At 43.3% G+C, this 21,217-nt stretch carries 21 protein-coding genes and 1 other annotated feature; of the genes, 14 read left to right on the forward strand and 7 right to left on the reverse strand.

Annotated features, from left to right (window positions below; all coding sequences use genetic code 11):
• Positions 1 to 71: 71 nt before the first annotated feature.
• From tkt to K364_RS0100805, 5 genes are all read right to left on the reverse strand, one after another.
• Positions 72 to 2,066 (reverse strand): transketolase, encoded by a 1,995-nt coding sequence (gene tkt / locus K364_RS0100775; protein WP_028306428.1) that lies wholly within the window; start codon positions 2,064 to 2,066, stop codon positions 72 to 74.
• 254 nt (positions 2,067 to 2,320) lie between these two features.
• Positions 2,321 to 3,157 carry a carboxylating nicotinate-nucleotide diphosphorylase gene (gene nadC, locus K364_RS0100785; RefSeq protein ID WP_028306429.1) on the reverse strand — a complete coding sequence of 279 codons (837 nt, stop codon included), beginning with the start codon at positions 3,155 to 3,157 and terminating at the stop codon, positions 2,321 to 2,323.
• A gap of 119 nt (positions 3,158 to 3,276) precedes the next feature.
• Positions 3,277 to 4,887 (reverse strand): L-aspartate oxidase, encoded by a 1,611-nt coding sequence (gene nadB, locus K364_RS0100790; protein WP_028306430.1) that lies wholly within the window; start codon positions 4,885 to 4,887, stop codon positions 3,277 to 3,279.
• A 168-nt stretch (positions 4,888 to 5,055) separates the two neighbouring features.
• On the reverse strand, positions 5,056 to 5,970 hold the full coding sequence (gene nadA, locus K364_RS0100800; protein WP_028306431.1) for a quinolinate synthase NadA: 915 nt from the start codon (positions 5,968 to 5,970) through the stop codon (positions 5,056 to 5,058).
• Positions 5,971 to 6,095: 125 nt separating this feature from the next.
• On the reverse strand, positions 6,096 to 6,614 hold the full coding sequence (locus K364_RS0100805) for a transcription repressor NadR (protein WP_028306432.1): 519 nt from the start codon (positions 6,612 to 6,614) through the stop codon (positions 6,096 to 6,098).
• Between the two features lie 211 nt (positions 6,615 to 6,825).
• On the opposite strand from K364_RS0100805, the gene K364_RS22365 reads away from it, so the two are divergent.
• The 3 genes from K364_RS22365 to K364_RS0100820 are packed head-to-tail and all read left to right on the forward strand — an operon-like array spanning position 6,826 to position 9,752.
• Positions 6,826 to 7,764, forward strand: a complete 939-nt coding sequence (locus K364_RS22365; protein WP_051533713.1) for an EamA family transporter — start codon at positions 6,826 to 6,828, stop codon at positions 7,762 to 7,764.
• Positions 7,765 to 7,800: 36 nt separating this feature from the next.
• Positions 7,801 to 8,772, forward strand: a complete 972-nt coding sequence (locus K364_RS0100815) for an ABC transporter ATP-binding protein (protein WP_028306433.1) — start codon at positions 7,801 to 7,803, stop codon at positions 8,770 to 8,772.
• A 14-nt stretch (positions 8,773 to 8,786) separates the two neighbouring features.
• Complete coding sequence (locus K364_RS0100820) at positions 8,787 to 9,752, forward strand: ABC transporter ATP-binding protein (RefSeq protein WP_028306434.1); 966 nt, start codon at positions 8,787 to 8,789, stop codon at positions 9,750 to 9,752.
• 70 nt (positions 9,753 to 9,822) lie between these two features.
• Here the strand turns inward: K364_RS0100820 and K364_RS22370 are convergent, their stop codons facing one another.
• Entirely contained in the window at positions 9,823 to 10,602 is a 780-nt protein-coding gene (locus K364_RS22370) for an undecaprenyl phosphate translocase family protein (RefSeq protein ID WP_242841622.1), read from the reverse strand.
• Between the two features lie 134 nt (positions 10,603 to 10,736).
• On the opposite strand from K364_RS22370, the gene K364_RS0100830 reads away from it, so the two are divergent.
• From K364_RS0100830 to K364_RS0100845, 4 genes are all read left to right on the forward strand, one after another.
• The gene (locus tag K364_RS0100830) at positions 10,737 to 11,153 is read left to right on the forward strand and encodes a bacteriohemerythrin (protein ID WP_035267387.1); all 417 of its coding nucleotides are present in this window, start codon (positions 10,737 to 10,739) and stop codon (positions 11,151 to 11,153) included.
• Positions 11,154 to 11,268: 115 nt separating this feature from the next.
• A complete protein-coding gene (locus tag K364_RS0100835) occupies positions 11,269 to 11,610 on the forward strand; it encodes a cupin domain-containing protein (protein WP_028306436.1) in 342 nt (113 codons plus the stop codon).
• A 196-nt stretch (positions 11,611 to 11,806) separates the two neighbouring features.
• Positions 11,807 to 12,772 carry a calcium/sodium antiporter gene (locus K364_RS0100840; protein WP_028306437.1) on the forward strand — a complete coding sequence of 322 codons (966 nt, stop codon included), beginning with the start codon at positions 11,807 to 11,809 and terminating at the stop codon, positions 12,770 to 12,772.
• Positions 12,773 to 12,901: 129 nt separating this feature from the next.
• Positions 12,902 to 13,069 carry a 4Fe-4S binding protein gene (locus K364_RS0100845; protein WP_028306438.1) on the forward strand — a complete coding sequence of 56 codons (168 nt, stop codon included), beginning with the start codon at positions 12,902 to 12,904 and terminating at the stop codon, positions 13,067 to 13,069.
• Positions 13,070 to 13,188: 119 nt separating this feature from the next.
• Here K364_RS0100845 and K364_RS0100850 read toward each other — a convergent pair whose 3' ends face one another.
• Complete coding sequence (locus tag K364_RS0100850) at positions 13,189 to 13,962, reverse strand: sulfite exporter TauE/SafE family protein (protein ID WP_422857195.1); 774 nt, start codon at positions 13,960 to 13,962, stop codon at positions 13,189 to 13,191.
• Positions 13,963 to 14,130: 168 nt separating this feature from the next.
• Positions 14,131 to 14,415 (forward strand) — a binding site (T-box leader).
• Between the two features lie 47 nt (positions 14,416 to 14,462).
• Between K364_RS0100850 and trpE the strand changes: the two genes are divergently transcribed.
• From trpE to trpA, 7 genes are all read left to right on the forward strand, one after another.
• Complete coding sequence (gene trpE, locus K364_RS0100855) at positions 14,463 to 15,962, forward strand: anthranilate synthase component I (RefSeq protein ID WP_242841623.1); 1,500 nt, start codon at positions 14,463 to 14,465, stop codon at positions 15,960 to 15,962.
• Positions 15,946 to 16,509 carry an anthranilate synthase component II gene (locus K364_RS0100860; protein ID WP_028306441.1) on the forward strand — a complete coding sequence of 188 codons (564 nt, stop codon included), beginning with the start codon at positions 15,946 to 15,948 and terminating at the stop codon, positions 16,507 to 16,509. The genes trpE and K364_RS0100860 overlap by 17 nt, the downstream gene beginning before the upstream one ends.
• Positions 16,510 to 16,640: 131 nt before the next feature.
• On the forward strand, positions 16,641 to 17,672 hold the full coding sequence (gene trpD, locus K364_RS0100865) for an anthranilate phosphoribosyltransferase (RefSeq protein WP_028306442.1): 1,032 nt from the start codon (positions 16,641 to 16,643) through the stop codon (positions 17,670 to 17,672).
• On the forward strand, positions 17,669 to 18,505 hold the full coding sequence (gene trpC / locus K364_RS0100870; RefSeq protein ID WP_028306443.1) for an indole-3-glycerol phosphate synthase TrpC: 837 nt from the start codon (positions 17,669 to 17,671) through the stop codon (positions 18,503 to 18,505). Before trpD ends, trpC begins: the two co-directional genes overlap by 4 nt.
• Positions 18,502 to 19,143 carry a phosphoribosylanthranilate isomerase gene (locus K364_RS0100875; RefSeq protein WP_028306444.1) on the forward strand — a complete coding sequence of 214 codons (642 nt, stop codon included), beginning with the start codon at positions 18,502 to 18,504 and terminating at the stop codon, positions 19,141 to 19,143. Before trpC ends, K364_RS0100875 begins: the two co-directional genes overlap by 4 nt.
• Positions 19,144 to 19,155: 12 nt before the next feature.
• Positions 19,156 to 20,343 carry a tryptophan synthase subunit beta gene (gene trpB / locus K364_RS0100880; protein ID WP_422857196.1) on the forward strand — a complete coding sequence of 396 codons (1,188 nt, stop codon included), beginning with the start codon at positions 19,156 to 19,158 and terminating at the stop codon, positions 20,341 to 20,343.
• Positions 20,340 to 21,185, forward strand: a complete 846-nt coding sequence (trpA, locus tag K364_RS22375; protein WP_084295421.1) for a tryptophan synthase subunit alpha — start codon at positions 20,340 to 20,342, stop codon at positions 21,183 to 21,185. Before trpB ends, trpA begins: the two co-directional genes overlap by 4 nt.
• The last annotated feature ends 32 nt before the right edge of the window (positions 21,186 to 21,217 follow it).

Genomic DNA, 21,217 nt, shown 5'->3' on the forward strand with positions numbered 1-21,217 from the left:
TAACTGAGATAATTATCCTATGGGCCGGCCCCTTCTTAGCATTGTAAACTGGTTTTTAGAAGATGCTTAATTTAGTTAGCAAATAGTCCAACTGCTTTTTCCACTATATTGCTAACGGAAAATCCCATGTGCTCCAGTAAAACCCTGCCTGGTGCAGAAGCACCAAAGCTATCTATGCCAATGATGATGCCCTTATCACCAACAAAGTCTCTCCAACCTAATGAGCTTCCAGCTTCAACAGATATTCTCCTTGAAACTGAGGCTGGAATAATACCTTCCCTATAGTTAATCGGCTGCTCTTTGAACAGTTCCCAGCTCATCATACTGACAACTCGTGCATCAATGCTTTTGTTCCACAGCTCTTTTTGGGCCTCAAGGGCCAAGGCCACCTCTGAACCGGTAGCCAGGATTATCAGGTCCGGGCTTGTACCCTTTTCCCTCCCAATAATATACGCGCCTTTTTGTGCTTCCATTGAGCTATTTTCCAGGATAGGCAGATTCTGCCTGGTTAGGATAATAGCTGTTGGCCCATCCTGCCTTTCCAGGGCAGTCAACCATGCTGCAGTTGTCTCTCTAGCATCACAGGGGCGGAGTACATGCATATTGGGAATTGCCCTTAAGGCTATCAGGTGCTCGATTGGTTGATGGGTAGGACCATCCTCTCCAACTCCTAGTGAATCATGTGTAAATACATAAATCACAGGTAGACCCATTAGGGCAGCAAGCCTTATAGAAGGCTTCATGTAATCAAAAAATACAAAGAAGGTTGAACCAAATACCCTGAAGCCTCCATGAAGGGCCATGCCATTTAGGATGCCTGCCATGGCATGCTCTCTAATGCCAAAAAACAGGTTGCTGCCTTCAGGAGTGTGGGCCTGAAAGTCACCCATATTTTTTAGATAGGTTTTTGTTGAAGCATTAAGATCTGCTGAGCCTCCAACAAGGTTGGGCAGATAATTAGTAAGCTTATTCATGACCTGACCGGATGCACTGCGGGTGGCAATGGGCTTATCTTCAAAATTCCAAAGCTCACTATCCTGCAGCAGCTGGTCAGGCAATTTATTTAAATGCCAGGTCTCCCATTCCCTTGCTAACCCGGGATATGCTTGCTTGTAGTTGGAAAATAATTGCTTCCATTCCTGAGAATATGAATTAAGCTTATTTGTCAGCTGAAAAAAGTGCTGCCTAACTTCTTCAGGCACATGGAATTCCTGGGTGTAATGCCAGCCTAGATTCTTTTTAAGGCCTGCCAGCTCCTCCCTGCCCAGGGGAGCACCATGCACATCAGCCTTGCCCTGTTTGGTGGGGCTTCCATAGCCAATGATGGTTTTTAGCATAATGAGAGCAGGTCTTTCACTATCCTTTTTTGCTTCTTTCAAGGCTGCTAATATTGCTGCTGTATCATTACCATCCTGGACATTAATAACCTGCCAGCCGTAGGCCTTAAACCTCATGCCCACATCCTCAGTGAAGGTTAGGGATGTATGGCCATCTATGGTAATGGTGTTGTCGTCATATATACATATGAGCTTGCCCAGCTTTAAATGTCCTGCCAGGGAGGCAGCCTCTGAACTGATACCCTCCATCAGATCTCCATCACTTGTAAAGATGTATGTATAATGATCTACAATTTCATACCCATCACGGTTAAACCGTGCAGCCAGCCTTTTTTCTGCAACGGCCATACCTACTCCATTGGCAAAGCCCTGACCCAGGGGGCCTGTTGTAGTTTCTACTCCCACTGTATGTCCGTATTCAGGGTGTCCGGGGGTTTTACTCCCTAATTGACGAAAACTTTTAATGTCTTCCATGGTCAGGCCATAGTCAAATAAATGCAGCAGGGAATAAAGGAGCATGGAGCCATGGCCGGCAGAGAGAATAAACCTGTCCCTGTTAGGCCATTTGGGATCATGGGGGCTGTGCTTTAATACCTGGGACCATAAAACATACCCTGCTGGAGCCAGACCCAGGGGAAGACCTGGATGACCAGAGTTTGCCTTTTCAACTGCCTCTGCAGACAGAACGCGAATAGTATTTATTGATAGCTGCTGCTCAATGGTTGTCATAAATAACCTCCTTGGGAAGATAATTAGTCCTAGTGCTATTATACACATATATCATGGTTTTTCCAGCATTACCAAAACTGCCATTGTTAAATCCAAGGTATTCTTAGATATTAGGAACATGTCCTTTGCATTTATAAAGCTGTCAGCAGCAACCACCGTCATGTATTAAAACTACATAATATAAACTCCCGCTTCAAAAAAAGCAGGAGTCCAAACAAGCCAATTTAATTCCATACCGTCCAGTTTAGCTGCTATTAATCTAATTCCAGGCTGATGTCCAGTGACTTTACCGAATGGGTTAATTCTCCCACAGAGATTATGTTTACACCTGTTGCTGCAACTTTTTTAACAGTATCCATGGTAATTCCACCTGATGCCTCAACTAATGCCTTGCCATTTACTAGCTCCACAGCTCTAACCATGAGATCTAGAGGCATGTTGTCCAGCATTATAATATCTGCCTTGTTGTCAAGGGCTTCCTGAACCATATTAAGATTTTCTGTTTCCACTTCAATTTTAACAGTAAAGGGGAGTTGTGCTCTTAATATGGCCACTGCCCTGGTGATGCTGCCTGCTGCTTTAATATGGTTGTCCTTGAGCATTACTGCATCATAGAGTCCAAAGCGATGATTGCTGCCGCCACCTGCTTTGACAGCATATTTTTCAAGTATTCTTAAACCTGGGGTGGTTTTTCTTGTATCTACAATCTTTACGGGATAGCCTATAGTTTCCTGGACATAACCATGGGTTTTAGTTGCAATGCCAGACAGACGCTGCAGAAAATTTAATGCGACCCTTTCACCAGATAGAATTGCCCGGAGTGAACCGGAAAAGCGGGCCAATATCATTCCAGGACTGACATATTCTCCATCGTTTATTAACTCTTCCCAGGTCATACCTGGATCAAGGCTTTCAAAAACCATTTTTGCAACTGGCAGACCAGCTATAACACCCTCACCTTTTGCCAGAAGATAACCCTGGCCCAAGGTATCTGGAGGAAAAAGGCTAAAGGTAGTAAGATCGGTGTGACCCACATCCTCTGCAATTGCTTGAGCAACTATTTTCCGTACCTGACAATTGTTGATATCCATAATAATATTACCTCCCCCTGAGATTTGCTCACAGTTCTAGCCATGGCTGTTTCTTGTTTCTTTAAAGAATAGCTAGCTTTACATGGGTTCAGCTATGCCAAGAAGTTGGCAAATATTCCTCAATGCATTTTAGATGGAGTAATACCCTGTTTATCACTGCTTTGGCTGCTGCTTTGAGCATCTGACCGGTAATGTGCGCCACAGCTAGTTTTTCTTGTCAGTGCACCCTGGGTTATAAGATATGATACTATTATTTTATTTTGAAGTTCCAGACCTTCCCTGGAACCTAATTCACTAAGAAGAAGAGGGAAGAGCCTTTTTAAGAATTTCATTTGACTATTTAAGCCGCGGGCATCTCTAATTACTCCCACATTGGTTTGCATGGATTTTTTCAGCTGCCTGTCATACTCCTGCAGCTTTGCCTTTGTAACCCTTGCTGTATTTTGTCCAGTATATTTTAAAGTTAAAGGCTTAATTTTAGGCGTGCGGGCTTCATACTGGCATGAAGCCGCCTTGGCTGTCCTATAACCAAAAACAAGACACTCTAACAGGGAATTGCTGGCAAGCCTGTTTGCCCCGCTTGCTCCATTACATGCCACTTCTCCGCAAGCAAATAGTCCTTTGATACTTGTTCTGCCCCAGGTGTCAGTTTCTATACCACCCATGAGATAATGGGCACCAGGTGTAACTGGTATCATGTCCGAGCTGGGATTAATTCCAAGCTGGTTACATGTATTGTATATGGTAGGAAAACGCCTTTTGAAAAAGTCCCTTGCAAAACCAGTTGCATCCAGATAAACCTTTGGAGAGTTCCCCTTTGAAGAACCTCTGGCCATTTCAGAATAAATAGCTCTGGTAACAATATCTCTGGGAGCCAGATCTGCCAGGGCATGATATTTAGGCATGAAACTTTCCCCTTTATCATTTCTCAACACAGCACCCTCACCACGAACGGCTTCTGAAATAAGAAAACCCTGCAGGTTTTCATGATCCAGCATGGTGGGATGGAACTGAACAAATTCCATATGGATTGTTCCAGCACCCATCCTGGCGGCCATGGCTATACCGTCACCTGTTGCCCCAGGGGGGTTTGTCGTTTTCTCATAAAGCTGGCCTATTCCACCGCTGGCCAGGACAACAGCCCTGGAATAAATAGGGTATGGCCTGCCTTCTTTTGACAGAACAAGCACCCCTGTACACTGTCCTTCCTGGGAAAGCAAGTCAACGGCCATGGTGTTCTCTAATACATAAATATTGGCTGTACTAGCTAACTTTTCTGCAAGAACCTGGCAGATGATTTTCCCTGTAGCGTCTCCCCCTGCATGAAGGATTCGGGGAATTGAGTGAGCCCCTTCCCTGGTCAGGCAGATGCTGTTGGCTTTTTGATCGAAGGGTACTCCTATTTCCATGAGTTTTTTTATGTGAGCAGGGCCTTGTTCTGTAAGGATCTTGACTGCCTTTAAATTGCAAACTCCTGCACCGGCTGCAAGGGTATCCCTGAGGTGAATGGCTGGGCTATCCTCCTTGCCAACTGCAGCTGCAATTCCTCCCTGGGCATACAAGGAACTTCCGTCAGGAAACTTGTCCTTGGATATGACTAAAACACGCCCATATGCAGATAGGTGCAGGGCACAATACATCCCGGCTATTCCGCTGCCAATAACTACAAAGTCAGTAATATCAGCTGATGTACTATTTAAATCGAAATTCATCAAGTATCTGGGGAACAATTAAACCACTCCCATTCCAGCAGTATCATTACCTGCCAGGATAAACTGCCAACCTACACCTAAGATACACCTGTAGTTAGGTACTTTCATCATGGACTAAACCACATACATTCAGGATAATACATGGCAGGAGACAAGAAGCAGGAATTATGGCAAAAGTTTCATCAATTAACCTGCTGTAACCTGCAGCATCCTTTCAAGGGTCCCATATGCCGCCAGCCTAACAGCCTCCTTCACCTTTATCTGGGGTTCCAGGGTTTCCAGAGCATCCTTTATTTTGGTCAGGGTGGTCATCTTCATATTTGGGCAGATAAGGCCCTGGGATAATAGATAAAACTCCTTGTGGGGACTTTCCTTTTTAAGGCGATAAAGCATTCCCATCTCAGTTCCAACAATAATTTTTTGTGCCCTGGATTCCCTGGAAAAACGCAAAATTTCTGAAGTGCTGCCAACGTGGTCTGCCAGGGCTACAACCTCTGGTCTGCATTCTGGGTGAACAACAATGACTCCATCAGGGTGATACTGGCGAACCTTTTCTATATCCTCAACCTTAACCCTGTGATGAGTTATGCAGCATCCGTCCCAGGGTATTATTTCCTTGTGGGTCTGTCTTGCCACATAGTTTGCCAGGTTTTTATCAGGCACAAAGAGTATCTGGTTTTCTTCCAGGGAATTCACTATTCTTACAGCATTGGAAGAGGTGCAGCAAATATCACTTTCAGCCTTTACTTCAGCTGAGGAATTTACATAGCACACAACAGCAGCCTCTGGATAATCTTTTTTCTTCTCGCGAAGGGCTTCAGGGGTAATAGTATCAGCCAGGGGGCAGCCGGCATTTTTGTCAGGCAGTAATACAATTTTGTCTGGAGACAAAATTGAGGCACTTTCAGCCATGAAATGGACACCACAAAAAACAATTACATCTGCATGGGTTGATGCAGCAAGCTTGCTTAAAGCAAAGGAATCTCCTACATAATCTGCAATTTCTTGAACCTCATCTATCTGATAGTTATGAGCCAGGATAATAGCATTGTGTTGTTCTTTTAACCTTTTTATTTCTGCAGCTGTATCATTTACCTTCATTAATCTGTAATCTCCTCTCCTTTGAGTTCGCTGAAGCCAGCCTGTGTAAATACACCTGTCTTGTCAGGTGCTGACAAAAAAATTTTAACCCATGAAACGGCCCCCGTCAATTATAAAGAAAGAATCTATTGTCTTAGCAGCAGGCCTGCCCTGTCTAGTTCTCTTTCAATATGACCAAAAACCTCTTCACTTGCAGCTTCAACTGTGTGCAGATGTACTCCGTGGGTCAAGGCAGAAAGGGGTTTAGAATTAGAAGCTTTAATATTGCTGATAAAGCTGGCAATATCCCTGCGGGAGCCCAGCATGAGCATTCCCCTTAACTCCCCGTATACTGGATGCTCCACTATAACATCCAACACTCTGCCGCCGGCATCCACTATAATTTCAAGCTCCTGAAGCATTTCCTCAAAGGTATGACAGGTGGCAAAGGTTTTTCTGTAAGGGGTAGTGGTTAGAGCCCGCATCAAAAGGTAGCCCTGGGGTGTGGCTAATATCTGCTCGCCGCCGGCCCTTAATAAGGAAATATCCTGAACTATAATCTGCCGACTTACAGATAATCTGGCTGCAAGCTCAGAGCCTGCCATTGGCTGTTCCGCTGTTTTTAGAATGGCTAGAATATTATTTCGGCGGGTAATGGGATTCATAAAATTCACCTCCAAATACATATCATTATAATACTTTTTCTTTTCCTCAAGAAATTTAGGCAGACATGGTAGAAAATTTTAGCTTTCTAGTATATTATACACATATCAGTAAATTTTTCTATGATATAAAGTTTTATTAAACCAGAAGAGGCCTGCCAATAAAGTCAGATCTGGGATGGTTAAAACTTACAAGGACTAGGGGATAGACTTGATGAAATTAAGATTTCTGGGGACAGATGATCCCTTGGCATATTTGTCTTATTTTATTGTATGCATAGTATGGGGCTCTACATATTTAGCAATTAAATTAGGAATTGATAATATACCTCCTGCAATATTCGCAGGGATACGTTTCGCTGCAGTAGGCATTATTATGTATATTTATGCCCGGGCAAGGGGCTTGAGGATGCCGTCTACCTTTCAGGATCTTAAACATGCTGCCATAGTGGGATTATTTCTGCTTACAGGTGCAGCAGGCCTTGTTTTCTGGGGCCAACAGCATATTTCCACCAGCCTGGCTGCAGTTCTTATTGTAACATCGGTACTTTTTACTGCCTTAATTGATAGCTTCCTGCCCCAGGGCAATAGGGTTGGCAGGAGAGGATGGTTGGGTCTTATCTGTGGTTTTATGGGGGTGGGCATCCTTTTTTTGCCAGAATTGGAGGTTGGCAATACCAGCTTACACGGTCTTTTTGGTATACTTGCTGCCTCGCTTTCCTGGGCAATAGGGTCATTATATTCTGTACGCAAACCCACATCCTCCTCAATGATACCTAACATTGCAGTACAATCATTAATTGGGGGAGGGGCTTTGCTGATTATTGGGCTGCTGACAGGCGAGGCTGCCCATGTGCAAATAACTCCAGTTGCCCTGGCAGCGTTATTATACTTGATTATTTTTGGTTCCGTTATAGGCTATAGTGCCTATATCTACCTATTAAAGGTCATTCCACCTTACAAAGCCGTAACTTATTCATATATTAATCCTGTAGTGGCAATAATTCTGGGCTTCATAGTTTTAGGTGAACCAATTAATCTGGAAATGGCCCTGGGTGCAGTAGTTATCATAGCTGGAGTTCTTCTTGTCCAATCAGATAGGCTGCCTGTTCCCCAAAACGTAAGTGCACAAGATACTGATGTGTCGGGCTAGTCATTGTTTACGTCAAGCTGCGGGAGGTGGAAGGATATGGGGGCTAAATTACTGGAAGTAAATAATTTGAGTGCTGAATTTAACAGTGACAAGGGCAGCTTTCAAGTTTTAGCTGATATCTCTTTTACCCTTAGCCGGGGAGAAACCCTGGGTATAGTTGGTGAAAGTGGCTGTGGTAAAAGTTCAGCTGCCTTTTCCATCATGAACATGCTGCCCTACGGGGGAAAGGTAACCCGGGGCAATATATTTTTTAAAGGCAGGGATCTTTTAACCCTTAATGACAGGGACATGCAAAAAATTAGAGGGAATAACATTGCAATGATATTTCAGGATCCCATGACAGCTTTAAACCCTGTCCATACCATTGGCTACCAGATAGCTGAGGCCCTAATGATACACAAGGGTTTAAGCAGGGGACAGGCCATGGAGCAGGCCCTGGAGGCTTTGAAACGTGTGATGATTCCCATGGCAGAATTAAGACTTAGAGAATATCCCTTTCAAATGTCCGGGGGTATGAGCCAACGGGTCATGATTGCCATGGCTTTAATTTGTAATCCAGAGGTGCTTATAGCAGATGAGCCTACTACTGCACTGGACGTTACAATACAATCCCAGATAATGGATTTATTGATAGAATTAAGGGAGGAACTAAAAACAGCAATTCTCTTAATAACCCATAACCTTGGAGTGATAGCTGAAATGGCACAGAGGGTTGCTGTAATGTATGCAGGTCGGATTGTAGAATTAGGCCATGTAAAAACAGTATTAGAAGAGCCCCTTCATCCCTATACAAAGGGGCTTTTAGAATCCATGCCTGGTATTCACAGTAAGGGAAAGAGGCTTCATGTAATCAGGGGTTCAGTTCCTGATTACATGAATTTACCTGACGGGTGTACCTTTCATCCTCGATGTTCCCAAGGCATGGAATTGTGTAAAAGGGATATTCCTAAACTAATTAGTATTACCGAAAACCATTTTGTTCGCTGCTGGAGGGTGAAGGCTGAGTGAATAAAACCCTATTAATGAATAAAACCCTATTAAAGGTGGAAAAGGTTAAAAAATATTTTCCCGTAGGTGGTGGAATACTTCAAAAGCCAGGTTATACTGTCAAGGCATTAGATGGCGTATCCCTTTGCCTTGATCAGGGAGAAGTTCTGGGTATTGTAGGAGAAAGCGGTTGCGGCAAGAGTACCCTGGGAAGGGTAATCCTGGGATTACTTGGACCTACGTCAGGACGCATCCTTTTTGAGGATAGGGACTTAGGTCAACTATCAAGGGAGGAGCTAAGACGTACTCGAAGAGACATGCAGATGATTTTTCAAGACCCCCAGGGTTCATTAAATAATAGAATGACGGCTTCTTATATTATTAAGGAGCCTTTGATAGTCCATAAAATAGGAAATGAGAGGGAGCGTAAGGAAAGGGTGCAGATGCTCCTGGAATTGGTAGGCTTGACTGGGAATTACGGAAAGAAATATCCCCATGAGTTTAGTGGTGGGCAGCGGCAGCGTATTGGTATTGCCAGGGCCCTTGCTTTAAACCCCAAGCTCATTATCTGTGATGAGCCGGTTTCGGCCCTGGATGCATCCATTCAAGCTCAGATCTTAAATTTATTACAGGAGCTGCAGGAAAAATATAAATTAGCCTATGTTTTTATCTCGCATGATTTAGGGGTGGTAAGGCACATTAGCCATAGGGTTGCAGTAATGTATCTAGGGAAAATAGTGGAGCTTGCAGATAAGGAACATGTCTATGAAAACCCCTTGCATCCCTATACCAGGGCATTACTCGAAGCCATGCCGATACCAAGGGTGGAAGGCAGGAAAAGGTCTCCCGCGTTACAGGGTGAAATTCCAAACTCAATAAACCCACCTTTAGGCTGTAGGTTTTCCACCAGGTGCCCCCATGTCCGTGAAATATGTAAAGGTGTTGAACCAGAGCTAAGAGAGGCAGCCAGTGGTCATTTTGCTGCCTGTAATCTAGTATAGCTCCAGCTAGTTGTGTAAAAAAACAGATATTACTGCCTGGTCATGGGAAAATTGTTTTGAGATAAATAATCTATTCTGCCTTGGAAACTTCTTGTCTGGGTTTCATTTTTGAGCTTCCAAACCAGACCAGGGCAAAGCCTAGCAAGAACAGAACCAGGTAAAGAATACTAAAGTTGTAGGGTATCAGCCCCCTGGCAGAACCAATGATCAGTCCAGCAAAAGCGTAGGAGAGAATTATCCTGTGGTTAATATAAAAGGTATTAATGGCATTTGCCAGCAGTAAAATTCCCAGAATACTGCCTATTCCAAATAGGGAAAGGTACAACACATTAAGCTCAGCTATAAAAAACAGCATGGAGTCATAAATACCCAGGATAATAAGAATAGAGCTTCCAGGAATTCCGGGAATAATCATTGCTGCACTTGATAAAGCTCCACCTAGAATAAGTAAACCCCAATTAATGTCCATATTAAGAGCAAAATCGCCTATTGATTCAAAAACTAGGACAAAGCCAGTAATTATCCCAAGGACCATGGCAAGTACTCCCTTTTTATCGGGTTTTGGGCAGCAGCTAACAACGGGTTTGACCGATGCAAGAAGGCAGCCCAGAAGGAAAGCAGCAGTTGCATCCCTGTAGAATTGGAAAAACAATGTAAAGGCCAGACCTCCCAGATAAACACCAAAAATTAATCCTAAACACAGGGGTAAATAGGGTTTAAGATTGAGCCTTGCTATATCTCTAATAACCTGCTCATAAATGCCAAATATTAAAAATACGGTACCACCGCTCATTCCTGGCAGGACAATAATAATGCCCAGTATTATTCCTTGAATAATCATTGTTGTCATAAAACAAGTCACTGCTCCTCTTTATAGTATAAATACAGTGTATATTATAACACATAACAATCTTATAATTCCCATGGTTTTTGAATAGTGATATACTTTATTTTACAAAACATCATATAGGAGGTATAGAGATAATGATATTTAAATGGAATAATAAGTACAATACAGGCATTGCATCAATTGATGAACAGCATCAGCAGCTATTTCTTCTGGGAAACCAGTTGTTTGGTGTTGTTTCCAGTGGGGAAGGAATGGACAACTATGATAAAATCATGGCTGTTTTAGATGAGCTGAAAAACTACACAGCCTATCATTTCAAACATGAAGAGGAGCTAATGGATAAATTTAGTTACAAGGATTACGAGGCGCATAAAAAGCAGCACGAGGCTTTTGTTGACAAGATTATTGAAGTAGAGACCAAAAACATTGATGACAATCAGAATAAAATAACCATGGAAATTATAGAGTTTATTGCTGACTGGGTTCAAAATCACATAGTGAAATCTGATCATGGATATAAAGACTTGTTTCTTGAAAAGGGAGTAGTCTAAAAAAGATTAACTGGAAAATATTTTTAATAAAGTTACCATGCGTGACAAAAATCACCGTAAATATTATTTTGCTAGAGTAGAATAATAACAAAAGAAACAGAAGGAGATGAATAATATGGAACAAGTATTAATTAAGAATATCCCATTTTCACAGGCACTTGTTATGAAGGATTTAGTTGAGTACAAGGAAGGAACTGTTATAAGCAGGACAATTTCACAAAGGAAGGACTTAAGTGTGACCCTATTTGCCTTTGACAAGGGAGAGGGAATCAGCTCCCACTCTGCTTCGGGTGATGCCCTTGTGTACATAATGGATGGAACAGCTGAAATAACCATTGGCGAAGAAAAGGTGCTGGCAAAGGCAGGAGAGGTGGTTGTCATGCCGGCAAATATTCCCCACGCCTTGGATGCAGTTGAGAGATTTAAGATGTTTCTAGTAGTGATAAAACCTCAATAGCATAACAATTAATTCAAAATAAGCCTTGCTTTACGCAGGGCTTAATTTTTTATTTATTTTATAACACCTATTATCTGGTTAATATTTCCTTGATGAAAGAACGCTGCAGGTGTAATATTAGAAGGAATGGATGCACATATTTATAAGCCATTGAGGACAACTTAATTAATAAATATTCGTATGGGAGTGGCACCAATTGACACTTGATTTTATTTTTGGCATTGCCGGTTTAATACTGCTTTTTCTGGGCGGTGAATACCTTGTGAAGGGCTCAGCCAATCTAGCCTTGTCACTAGGAATTAGTACAGGAATAGTTGGCTTAACTGTAGTTGCTATAGGCACATCCTCACCGGAGCTGGTAGTCTCTTTACTTGCGGCAGTTAATGGCAGGGGGGCATTGAGCCTTGGGAATATTGTAGGCAGTAACATGGCAAACATTGGTTTAATAGTGGGCCTAACAGCCCTGATCATGCCTATTTCAATTCAATGGAAGTTTCTTAAGAGGGACATGCCTGTAATGATTTTGGCATTTATATTTTATTTTATTTTTGCCTTGTCAGGTACAATAACTAGAATGAATGGCATAGTGCTGCTGGGTGGGTTATTTATATATTTGCTCTTTTATGCATTATTAATAATTAAAAGCTGCAATAATAAATCGCTTAACAGTTCATGTGATGTTAATTTAAAGCAGCCCGAAACCAGTAAAAAGATTGACTTAATTAGAATAATTGCCGGTATCGCCTTTCTCATGCTGGGAGGGCACCTCCTTGTGGAATCGGCAACCGGCATAGCCCTTGCCTTTGGGGTTTCAGAATGGGTAATAGCAATTTCCATGGTAGCAGTAGGAACATCTCTTCCTGAGCTTTCAACATCAATCGTAGCAGCTGTTCGCGGCTACCCGGAGATGGTAATTGGTAATGTTATTGGCAGCAATATTTTTAATGTGCTTTTTGTGCAGGCTGCGGTGGCGGTTGTTCAGCCTGTACCGGTACAATGGTCTTTTGTAACCTTTGAATTTCCTATAATGGTTGGAGCTGGTTTTCTCATGTATCTTATACTAAGAACTGATTATCGTGTAAGTCGTATAGAGGGTGGATTGCTCCTGGCTGGTTATATAGTTGTAATTCTAATGTCTTTTATGAGAAATCCCATGGTATGATGCTTTGTTTTGTGAAAAATAATACTTCTGTGTTGACAGGAATTATTCCTTAGGAGTAGAATTATTTTTAGAAGCTATTATGTTATGAACGCAAGGACGTTCATATAAAAAATTTTAGGGGGAGAAAATATGGCAGTTAAAATTGATAAGGATCTTTGTAATGCTTGTGGAGCCTGTGTAGACGCTTGTGCCTTTGATGCACTTGAAGTTGAGGAATTTGCAGTATGTAATGAAGAAGAATGTACTGAGTGCGAAGCTTGTATTGATGAGTGCCCAACTGAGGCAATCAGCTTGTAAGAAACAGTTATATTAATAAGGAAAAAGAAAAACATAGCAGTAAGAAAAAATAGCAGTAATGAGCAAGGGGGCGCAAAACTTAAAGTTTTGTTACGCCCCCTTTTGTTTTACACAAAACCTTAGGTAAAAAGATTAAATACACCTAGAAGCTTTAGAGCCATGGCTATAACTGATGCAGCCAGCACCCATCGTATCCATTTGTCTCCGCCTTTTACGGCAAAAATACTACCTGCCCACGCCCCTACAGCATTTCCAGCAGCAAGCAATATGCCAATTAACCAATCCACATTTCCAGACAGGACAAAGACTATAAGAGATGTTACTATATACAGGCCTACCACAAATACCTTCAAGCTGTTTATCTTTACTAGAGAAAGGCCGGTAAGTATGGACAAGGCTGCTATGATAATAAAACCAACACCTGCTTGAATGAAACCACCGTAGATTCCAATGAAAAAGAAAACAATGCCGGCTGCCCACTTTTTTTCCCTGCTCATTTCCTCTTCATATTTTATGTATTTTTTATGAGGCTCAAACAGAATTACATACAAAACCAGAAGCATTACCACGGCAAGTATTCTATTAAATATTTCATCTGAAAGATTAATGGCAAAGCCGGCACCAACTATGGAGCCAACCATGGCTGGTATGCCTAAAATGAGTCCAAACCTCAGATCAAAAAACCCCTTGTGGCGAAAGCCTGCCACTGCAACTACATTTTGTACAACCAAAGCAACCCTGTTGGTGCCATTTGCCATGGCCGATGGCATCCCAAAAAAGATAAGCATGGGCATTGTTATTAATGAGCCTCCGCCACCAACAGTATTTAGGAAGCCTGCAGCTATTCCAGTAGCTATTATTAAAGGTATATAATAATCAGGCAAAAAAACCACTCCCCCAGATCTTAAATCTTCTTTAAGATTAATATATTATATCTATATTAGCAATAGTCTGTAAAAATCTGCAAACCCGAGCAACAAAACTTCGGCAACAAAATTCCTAAAATTTTTCTTGACAGCACTATTATTAGAATCATATAATGAACGAAATATAACTTCACGACAAAGGCAATGCGTGGGAATAGTAGCCATTGTTGCAGACACTGCAGAGAGCCGGGGGTGGTGGAATCCTGGCGTGTAACGGGCATGGTGAATGGACCCACAAGCCGCAGGTCCAAATTGCTTTAAAGCTATAAAGCTTTAAAGCAAGAGTAGCAGCCTGCCGGAACCTTTACCGTTAAAAAAAGGCAGATATCGGATGTTTTCCACAATCCCGTATTTGTAATGAGCGGGCTTTTATTAGCCAAATGAGGGTGGTACCGCGGAAACTAGCTTTTCGTCCTTAAACAGGATGAAAGGCTTTTTTATTTTGAGAAGAGATGAGGTGAGGCCTTATGAAATCCATGGTCATGCAATCCAAGGAGGATTTTATAAGATTAGCTGAAAGTGCAAACCTAATTCCGGTTTACGGTGAATATTCAGCAGCCCTGGAAACTCCCCTGTCGGTATATCTAAAACTAGGGAGTGGTCCCTACAGCTTTTTATTGGAAAGTGTGGAAAAGGGGCAGCGGGTAGGAAGGTATTCCTTCGTTGGATTTGAGCCTTCCATGTTATTTCAGGCTAAAGAAGGAGTAGTAACCATAACTGAACAAGGCAAAACAACCCAACACGAAAGTAAAGACCCTTTAAAGGATTTGGAGCAAATTTTTAAGAGGTTTACCCCTGCAAGAATCCCCGGGCTGCCGTCCTTTAGTGGCGGAGCTGTCGGTTATCTGGGCTATGATATGGTACGTTACTGGGAAAGGCTTCCCAGACCTGCAGACAAGAATACAGAGTACCCTGATTGTTTTTTTGTATTTGCTGAAACAGTAGTAGTTTTTGACCATGTAAACCAGACAATGAAGGTTGTAGTAAATACAAGGGTGGGAGATAATCCTGAAAAGGACTATGAAGGGGCTGCTGCAAGGATTAATAAAATTACCTCTATTCTAAGTAAACCTCTAACAAAGACAATGACGGGGAAGGGATTTATAACCGGCAAAAAGCATGTTAATTACCAGCACAGCTGTACCTCACAAGAGTTTAGGGAAATGGTTAAAAAAGCAAAGGAATATATAGCCGCAGGAGATATTTTTCAGGTTGTTCTCTCACGAAAGACTGCCTTCAAGCTGTATAAAGAGCCAATATCAATATACAGCACCCTGCGCCATATAAATCCATCTCCCTACATGTTTTATTTGAGCTTTGGTGATATTTCCCTGATTGGTTCGTCTCCGGAAATAATGGTGAAAATGGAAGACGGCATTGCTGAATTAAAGCCTATAGCCGGAACAAGACCAAGGGGCAAAACAATAGAGGAAGACAAACTCATGGCTGCAGAGCTGTTAAAGGACGAAAAGGAAAAGGCAGAGCACCTGATGCTTGTTGATCTGGGCCGTAATGACCTTGGCAGGGTAAGCCGTTATGGAAGTGTTAAGGTGGAGGAATACATGACTATTGAAAACTATTCACATGTAATGCACATTGTTTCCAGGGTGACAGGTGCCGTTAGAGATGAATTAAACTGCTTTGATGTGCTCAGGGCTTCCTTTCCTGCAGGAACCTTATCAGGAGCACCAAAAATAAGGGCAATGGAAATAATAGATGAGCTGGAACCCCTTGGCAGGGGACCCTATGGTGGAGCTGTAGGTTATATAAGCTTTACTGGAAATATGGATACCTGCATCACCATTCGCACCTTAATTGCCAGGGGAAATGAGGGATTTGTGCAGGCCGGTGCAGGAATAGTAGCTGATTCAGATCCCGGCAGGGAGTATGAGGAGGTCTGCAATAAAGCCCAGGCTCTTTTAAATGCAGCGGATATCATGGGGGGATATGATGTTGTTAATAATTGATAATTACGATTCCTTTGTATATAACCTGGTACAGTATTTTGGAGAGCTGGGTGAAGAGATCATTGTAGTCAGAAATGACCAAATGTCCCTGGATGACCTGGAAAACATGTCTCCACAAAGGATAGTGATATCCCCTGGGCCTGGCATTCCTGAAAATGCAGGAGTTTGTATAGACTTGATAAGGCGTTTTTCCGGCAGAGTACCTATTCTGGGTGTTTGTCTGGGCCATCAATGTATTGGCTCGGCATTTGGAGCCAGGGTGGTTCGTGGAGAAGAGCCCTATCATGGGAAAACCTCCCTGGTCTATCATGAAAACCAGGGCATCTTAAAGGGTATACCCCGGGAAATAACAGTTGCCCGCTATCATTCCCTGGTAATAGAAAAGGGCAGCCTCCCAAGGGCCCTTAAAGTAACCGCTGTCAGCAGTGAGGGAACTATCATGGCAGTGCAGCATGAAACACACCCAACCTTTGGACTGCAATTTCATCCAGAGTCCATAGCAAGCCAGCAGGGAAGGGAAATATTAAAAAATTTTATTGAGGTATAACTTTAGTTTGAATTACTTGAGTCAAGTTAGTTAAGTAAGTTAAGTCAGCCAAGTAAGTTAAGTGAGCAAGCTGAGAAAACTGAGCAAACTGAACAAGGTAGTTTTTAAAGAGATGAGAGGAGCTGAGAAATATGATTAGAGAAGCCATTGGCAGGGTTATTAGGAGGGAGAACCTATCCTCCCAGGAAGCAAGTGAGGTAATGAAGGAGATAATGGATGGCAAGGCCACTTCTGCCCAGATTGGCAGTTTTTTAACAGGATTGAGGATGAAGGGCGAAACTGCCGAAGAAATTCTTGGCTGTGCCCAGGTAATGAGGGCCAAGGCAGAAAGGCTTACTACCAGGCATCCCTTTTTGGTGGATACATGTGGGACTGGGGGTGACGAGAGCGGAACATTCAATATATCTACAGCTGTTTGTTTTGTTGCAGCCGGTGCAGGTCTGCCTGTTGCCAAACACGGCAATCGTTCAGTATCAAGCAAGTGCGGCAGTGCCGACGTGCTGGAAGCCCTGGGGGTAAAAATTGACCTGTCCCCACAAAAGACGGAGCACATTCTCAATGAGATTGGAATTGGTTTTCTATTTGCTCCCATCTATCACAAGTCCATGAAGCATGCAATAGGTCCCAGGAGGGAGATTGGTATACGAACTGTTTTTAACATGCTGGGGCCCTTGACTAATCCAGCCCGGGCCAGGTTTCAGATAGTAGGGGTTTATGATGCCTCATTAACTGAGGTTGTGGCCCAGGTACTAGAGAAACTAGGGGTAGAGGGTGCTTACGTAGTCCATGGAGCAGGTGGTCTGGATGAAATATCCACCCTGGGCCCCACCAGGATTACCCACTTGCACAGGGGAACTATCAATACCTTTTATATTACCCCAGAGGACTTTGGTTTCCCCAGAAGAAGCCTTTTAGATTTAAAGGGAGATGATGCCCTTTATAATGCCCAGATTGTCAAAAAAGTCCTGGCTGGAGAAAAAGGCCCCCATAGAGAAATAGTCCTCCTTAATGCTGCAGCTGTATTCTCTGCTGCTGGGGCTGCCAGAAATCTTCAGGAAGGAATTGGAATTGCTGTTGAGGCAGTTGATACTGGAAGAGCCATGACAAAGCTGGAAGAATTAATCTATCTAAGCAATAGTGACCTGGAGGCGAGGATAGTATGACCATACTAGCTAAAATTGTTCAGGAGAAACGAATAGAAACAGCCAGGAGCAAAGAAGCTTTACCAGAGAAACTCTTGAAAGAACGTGTAATTAACAGGCAGTATAACACAGATCTGGCAGATAAGCTTCCTGCAGGGCCACGAGGATCCTTTAAAAAGGCCCTGGCGGCCCCTGGAATTAGCCTTATATCTGAAGTGAAAAAAGCTTCACCATCCAAGGGGATTTTTAAAAAAGATTTAAACCCTGTGGAGACAGCCCTGATTTATGAAAGAGCCGGTGCTGCAGCAGTATCAGTCCTTACAGACACAAAATTTTTTCAGGGAAGCTTACAAGACATGGTGGCGGTTAAATCTGCCATTGCCCTGCCTGTACTAAGAAAGGACTTTATAATTGATGCCTACCAGTTATATGAGGCCAGGTATTATGGTGCTGATGCAGTACTATTAATAGCAGCTATCCTGGACAATGCCCATTTACAAAATTTTATCCACCTTGCCCATGAGCTGGGCCTTGATGCCCTGGTGGAGGTTCATTCTAAAGGGGAACTCCAGGTTGCCCTTGATTGTGGAGCTGAGATAATTGGTATTAATAACAGGGATTTAGAAACCTTTAAAACTAGTATTGCAACAACCATGGAACTGGCCCAGTACATCCCTGACAGCTGTATTCTTGTAAGTGAAAGCGGTATTTCCACTTACGAAGATGTAAAGGAGCTGGCATCAGTTGGGGTGGATGCCATTCTGGTAGGGGAGGCTTTAATTACCAGTCCAGATATTGAAGGCAAGGTAAAAGAGCTTTTAGAAGGATATGCTCCAGGAGGATATCCTTTATGACCTGGATAAAAATCTGCGGCATAACCAATCTTTTAGATGCACAGGAGGCAGTTTTACTTGGAGCAGATGCCCTGGGCTTTATATTTGCAGACAGCAAACGCAAGGTTAAGCCCCAGGCGGCTAAAGAAATTATTGACCTTTTACCAGGACATGTGGAAAAAATCGGAGTTTTTCTTGATGAAAAAGCCCAGGAAGTGGAGGCTGCAGCCAGGTTTTGCGGACTTACTGGACTCCAGCTTCATGGCAGTGAATCCCCCAAATACTGTAAGGGGTTTGCCCAGTATAAAGTAATCAAGGCTTTTAGAGTAAATGAGCGCATGGGCTGGGAGGAGATAGGGCCCTATGCTGCATCAGGGGTTGTGGATAGAATCCTTCTGGACACTTATGTGGAAGGGATTCCTGGCGGCACAGGAAAAACCTTTCCCTGGAGGCTGGTGCCCCAATTAAGAAAAAGCCTTACCCGGGACATGCCGGTAATAGCAGCAGGGGGAATAAATCCCCTGAATGTGCTCCAGGCCATTAAAGAGGCTAACCCCTTTGGAATAGATGTGGGCAGCGGCGTTGAAAGACAAGCCGGTGTAAAAGACCATGAAAAGCTAAAACAGCTTATATATCAAGTTAAAAAATCAGGTGCTTAGGAGGCGATGGCTTTGAATAACCCTTCAGGGTATTTTGGAGAATTTGGGGGCCAGTATGTCCCCGAAACATTAATGTCAGCGTTAAATGAACTGGAAAAGGCTTATTTAAAATACAAGGATGACCAGGATTTTTTAAATGAATTCAAGTATTATCTCAAAGAGTATGTTGGCAGGCCAACACCTTTATATTATGCCCGGCAGCTCACTGATTATCTGGGTGGTGCCAAAATCTATCTCAAAAGAGAGGACCTGAACCATACAGGAGCCCATAAAATAAATAATAGTCTGGGACAGGTTCTGCTTGCCAGGAAAATGGGTAAAGAAAGGGTCATTGCTGAAACAGGTGCCGGCCAGCATGGGGTGGCAACTGCAACTGCAGCAGCACTTCTTAATCTTCAATGTGAAGTATTCATGGGAACAGAGGATGTAAGACGTCAGAGCCTGAATGTATTCAGGATGAAGCTTTTGGGGGCAAAGGTCAATGAGGTGCACACAGGCACCAGGACATTAAAGGATGCCACCAATGAAGCATTGCGCAACTGGGCTGCCACATCCCATGCCACCCACTATGTCATAGGCTCTGTTGTTGGACCGCATCCCTATCCAACAATGGTAAGAGACTTTCAAAAAATAATTGGCGAGGAAACCAAAGAGCAGGTCCAGGCAGCGCAAGGGCGGATGCCAGATTATCTGGTAGCCTGTGTTGGTGGTGGAAGCAACTCCATGGGCTTCTTTCATCCCTTTAAGGAGCTAGATGAAGTACAGCTGGTTGGAGTGGAAGCTGGAGGCAGCGGCTTAAGCACTGGACACCATGCTGCAACCTTGACTGCAGGAAGCAAGGGGGTCTTACACGGTGCCTTGAGCTATCTGCTTCAGGATAATGATGGCCAGATACTTCCAGCCCATTCTATCTCTGCGGGTCTTGATTATCCGGGAGTGGGACCAGAACACAGTTATCTTAAAGATACCGGCAGGGCCCAGTATCACCCTGTAACAGATAGGGAAGCATTAGATGCCTTTAAACTTCTTGCAAGGCTGGAGGGCATAATTCCAGCCCTGGAAAGTGCCCATGCCCTTTCCCATGCCTGCAGGCTGGCTGCTGCTTTAAGCAGGGATAAGGTCATTGTAGTCTGCCTTTCAGGCAGGGGAGATAAGGATGTGAATGAAGTATTAAGTATGATAGGCGGTGAATTGGCGTGAATAGAATTGATAAGGTCTTTAAAGAACTTCAGAACAAAGGGGAAAAAGCACTAATAGCATACATCAGCTGTGGTGACCCCAGCCTTGATTTTACAGAAGAACTGGTTCCACTCCTTGCAGACAGCGGGGCAGATCTTATTGAGCTTGGTATCCCTTATTCAGATCCAGTTGCTGATGGACCCACCATCCAGAGGGCTTCCGGCAGGGCCCTGGCAGGTGGGGTCACCCTGGAAAAAATTCTTTCAATGGCTAAAAGGTTGAGGGAGAGAACTCAAGTGCCTTTAATAATGATGACCTATTACAACCCGGTATACGTTGCAGGATTAGATTCCTTTGTTGAAAAGGCTGCCCTTGCTGGAGTTGATGGCTTGATAATTCCCGACCTGCCTGTAGAGGAGGCCCATACATTAAAAATGGCTGCAGATAAGAGGAATGTGCACCTCATATTTCTGGCAGCCCCTACCAGTACTCCCGAAAGAATTGCAAGGATTGCTGAACTCTCAAGGGGTTTTGTTTACTGTGTAAGTGTAGCAGGGGTTACAGGAGCCAGGGATACCACAGCCCATGGTTTAGAGGGCTTTTTAAATAAGATCAGACAGTATACAGAGCTGCCCTTATGCGTAGGATTTGGCATCTCAGGGCCCGGGACTGCCCGTGAGGCAGTTAAGCATGCTGATGGAGTGATTGTGGGCAGCAGTTTGATTGAAAGGATAGAGCAAGCCCTGCAGGGTGAAAATATGCAGGGAGAGGGCTGCGAACCATTAAAGGCAGCAGGTCCAGCAGAAGCAATGAATTCAGCTGTCCAATTTATTAGAGACATAAAAGCAGCTATTAAAAAATAGCAAAATAATTTAAAACAATTGCAGCACTGTTA

The organism is Desulfitibacter alkalitolerans DSM 16504 (assembly GCF_000620305.1).
Classification (GTDB): Bacteria; Bacillota; DSM-16504; order Desulfitibacterales; family Desulfitibacteraceae; genus Desulfitibacter; species Desulfitibacter alkalitolerans.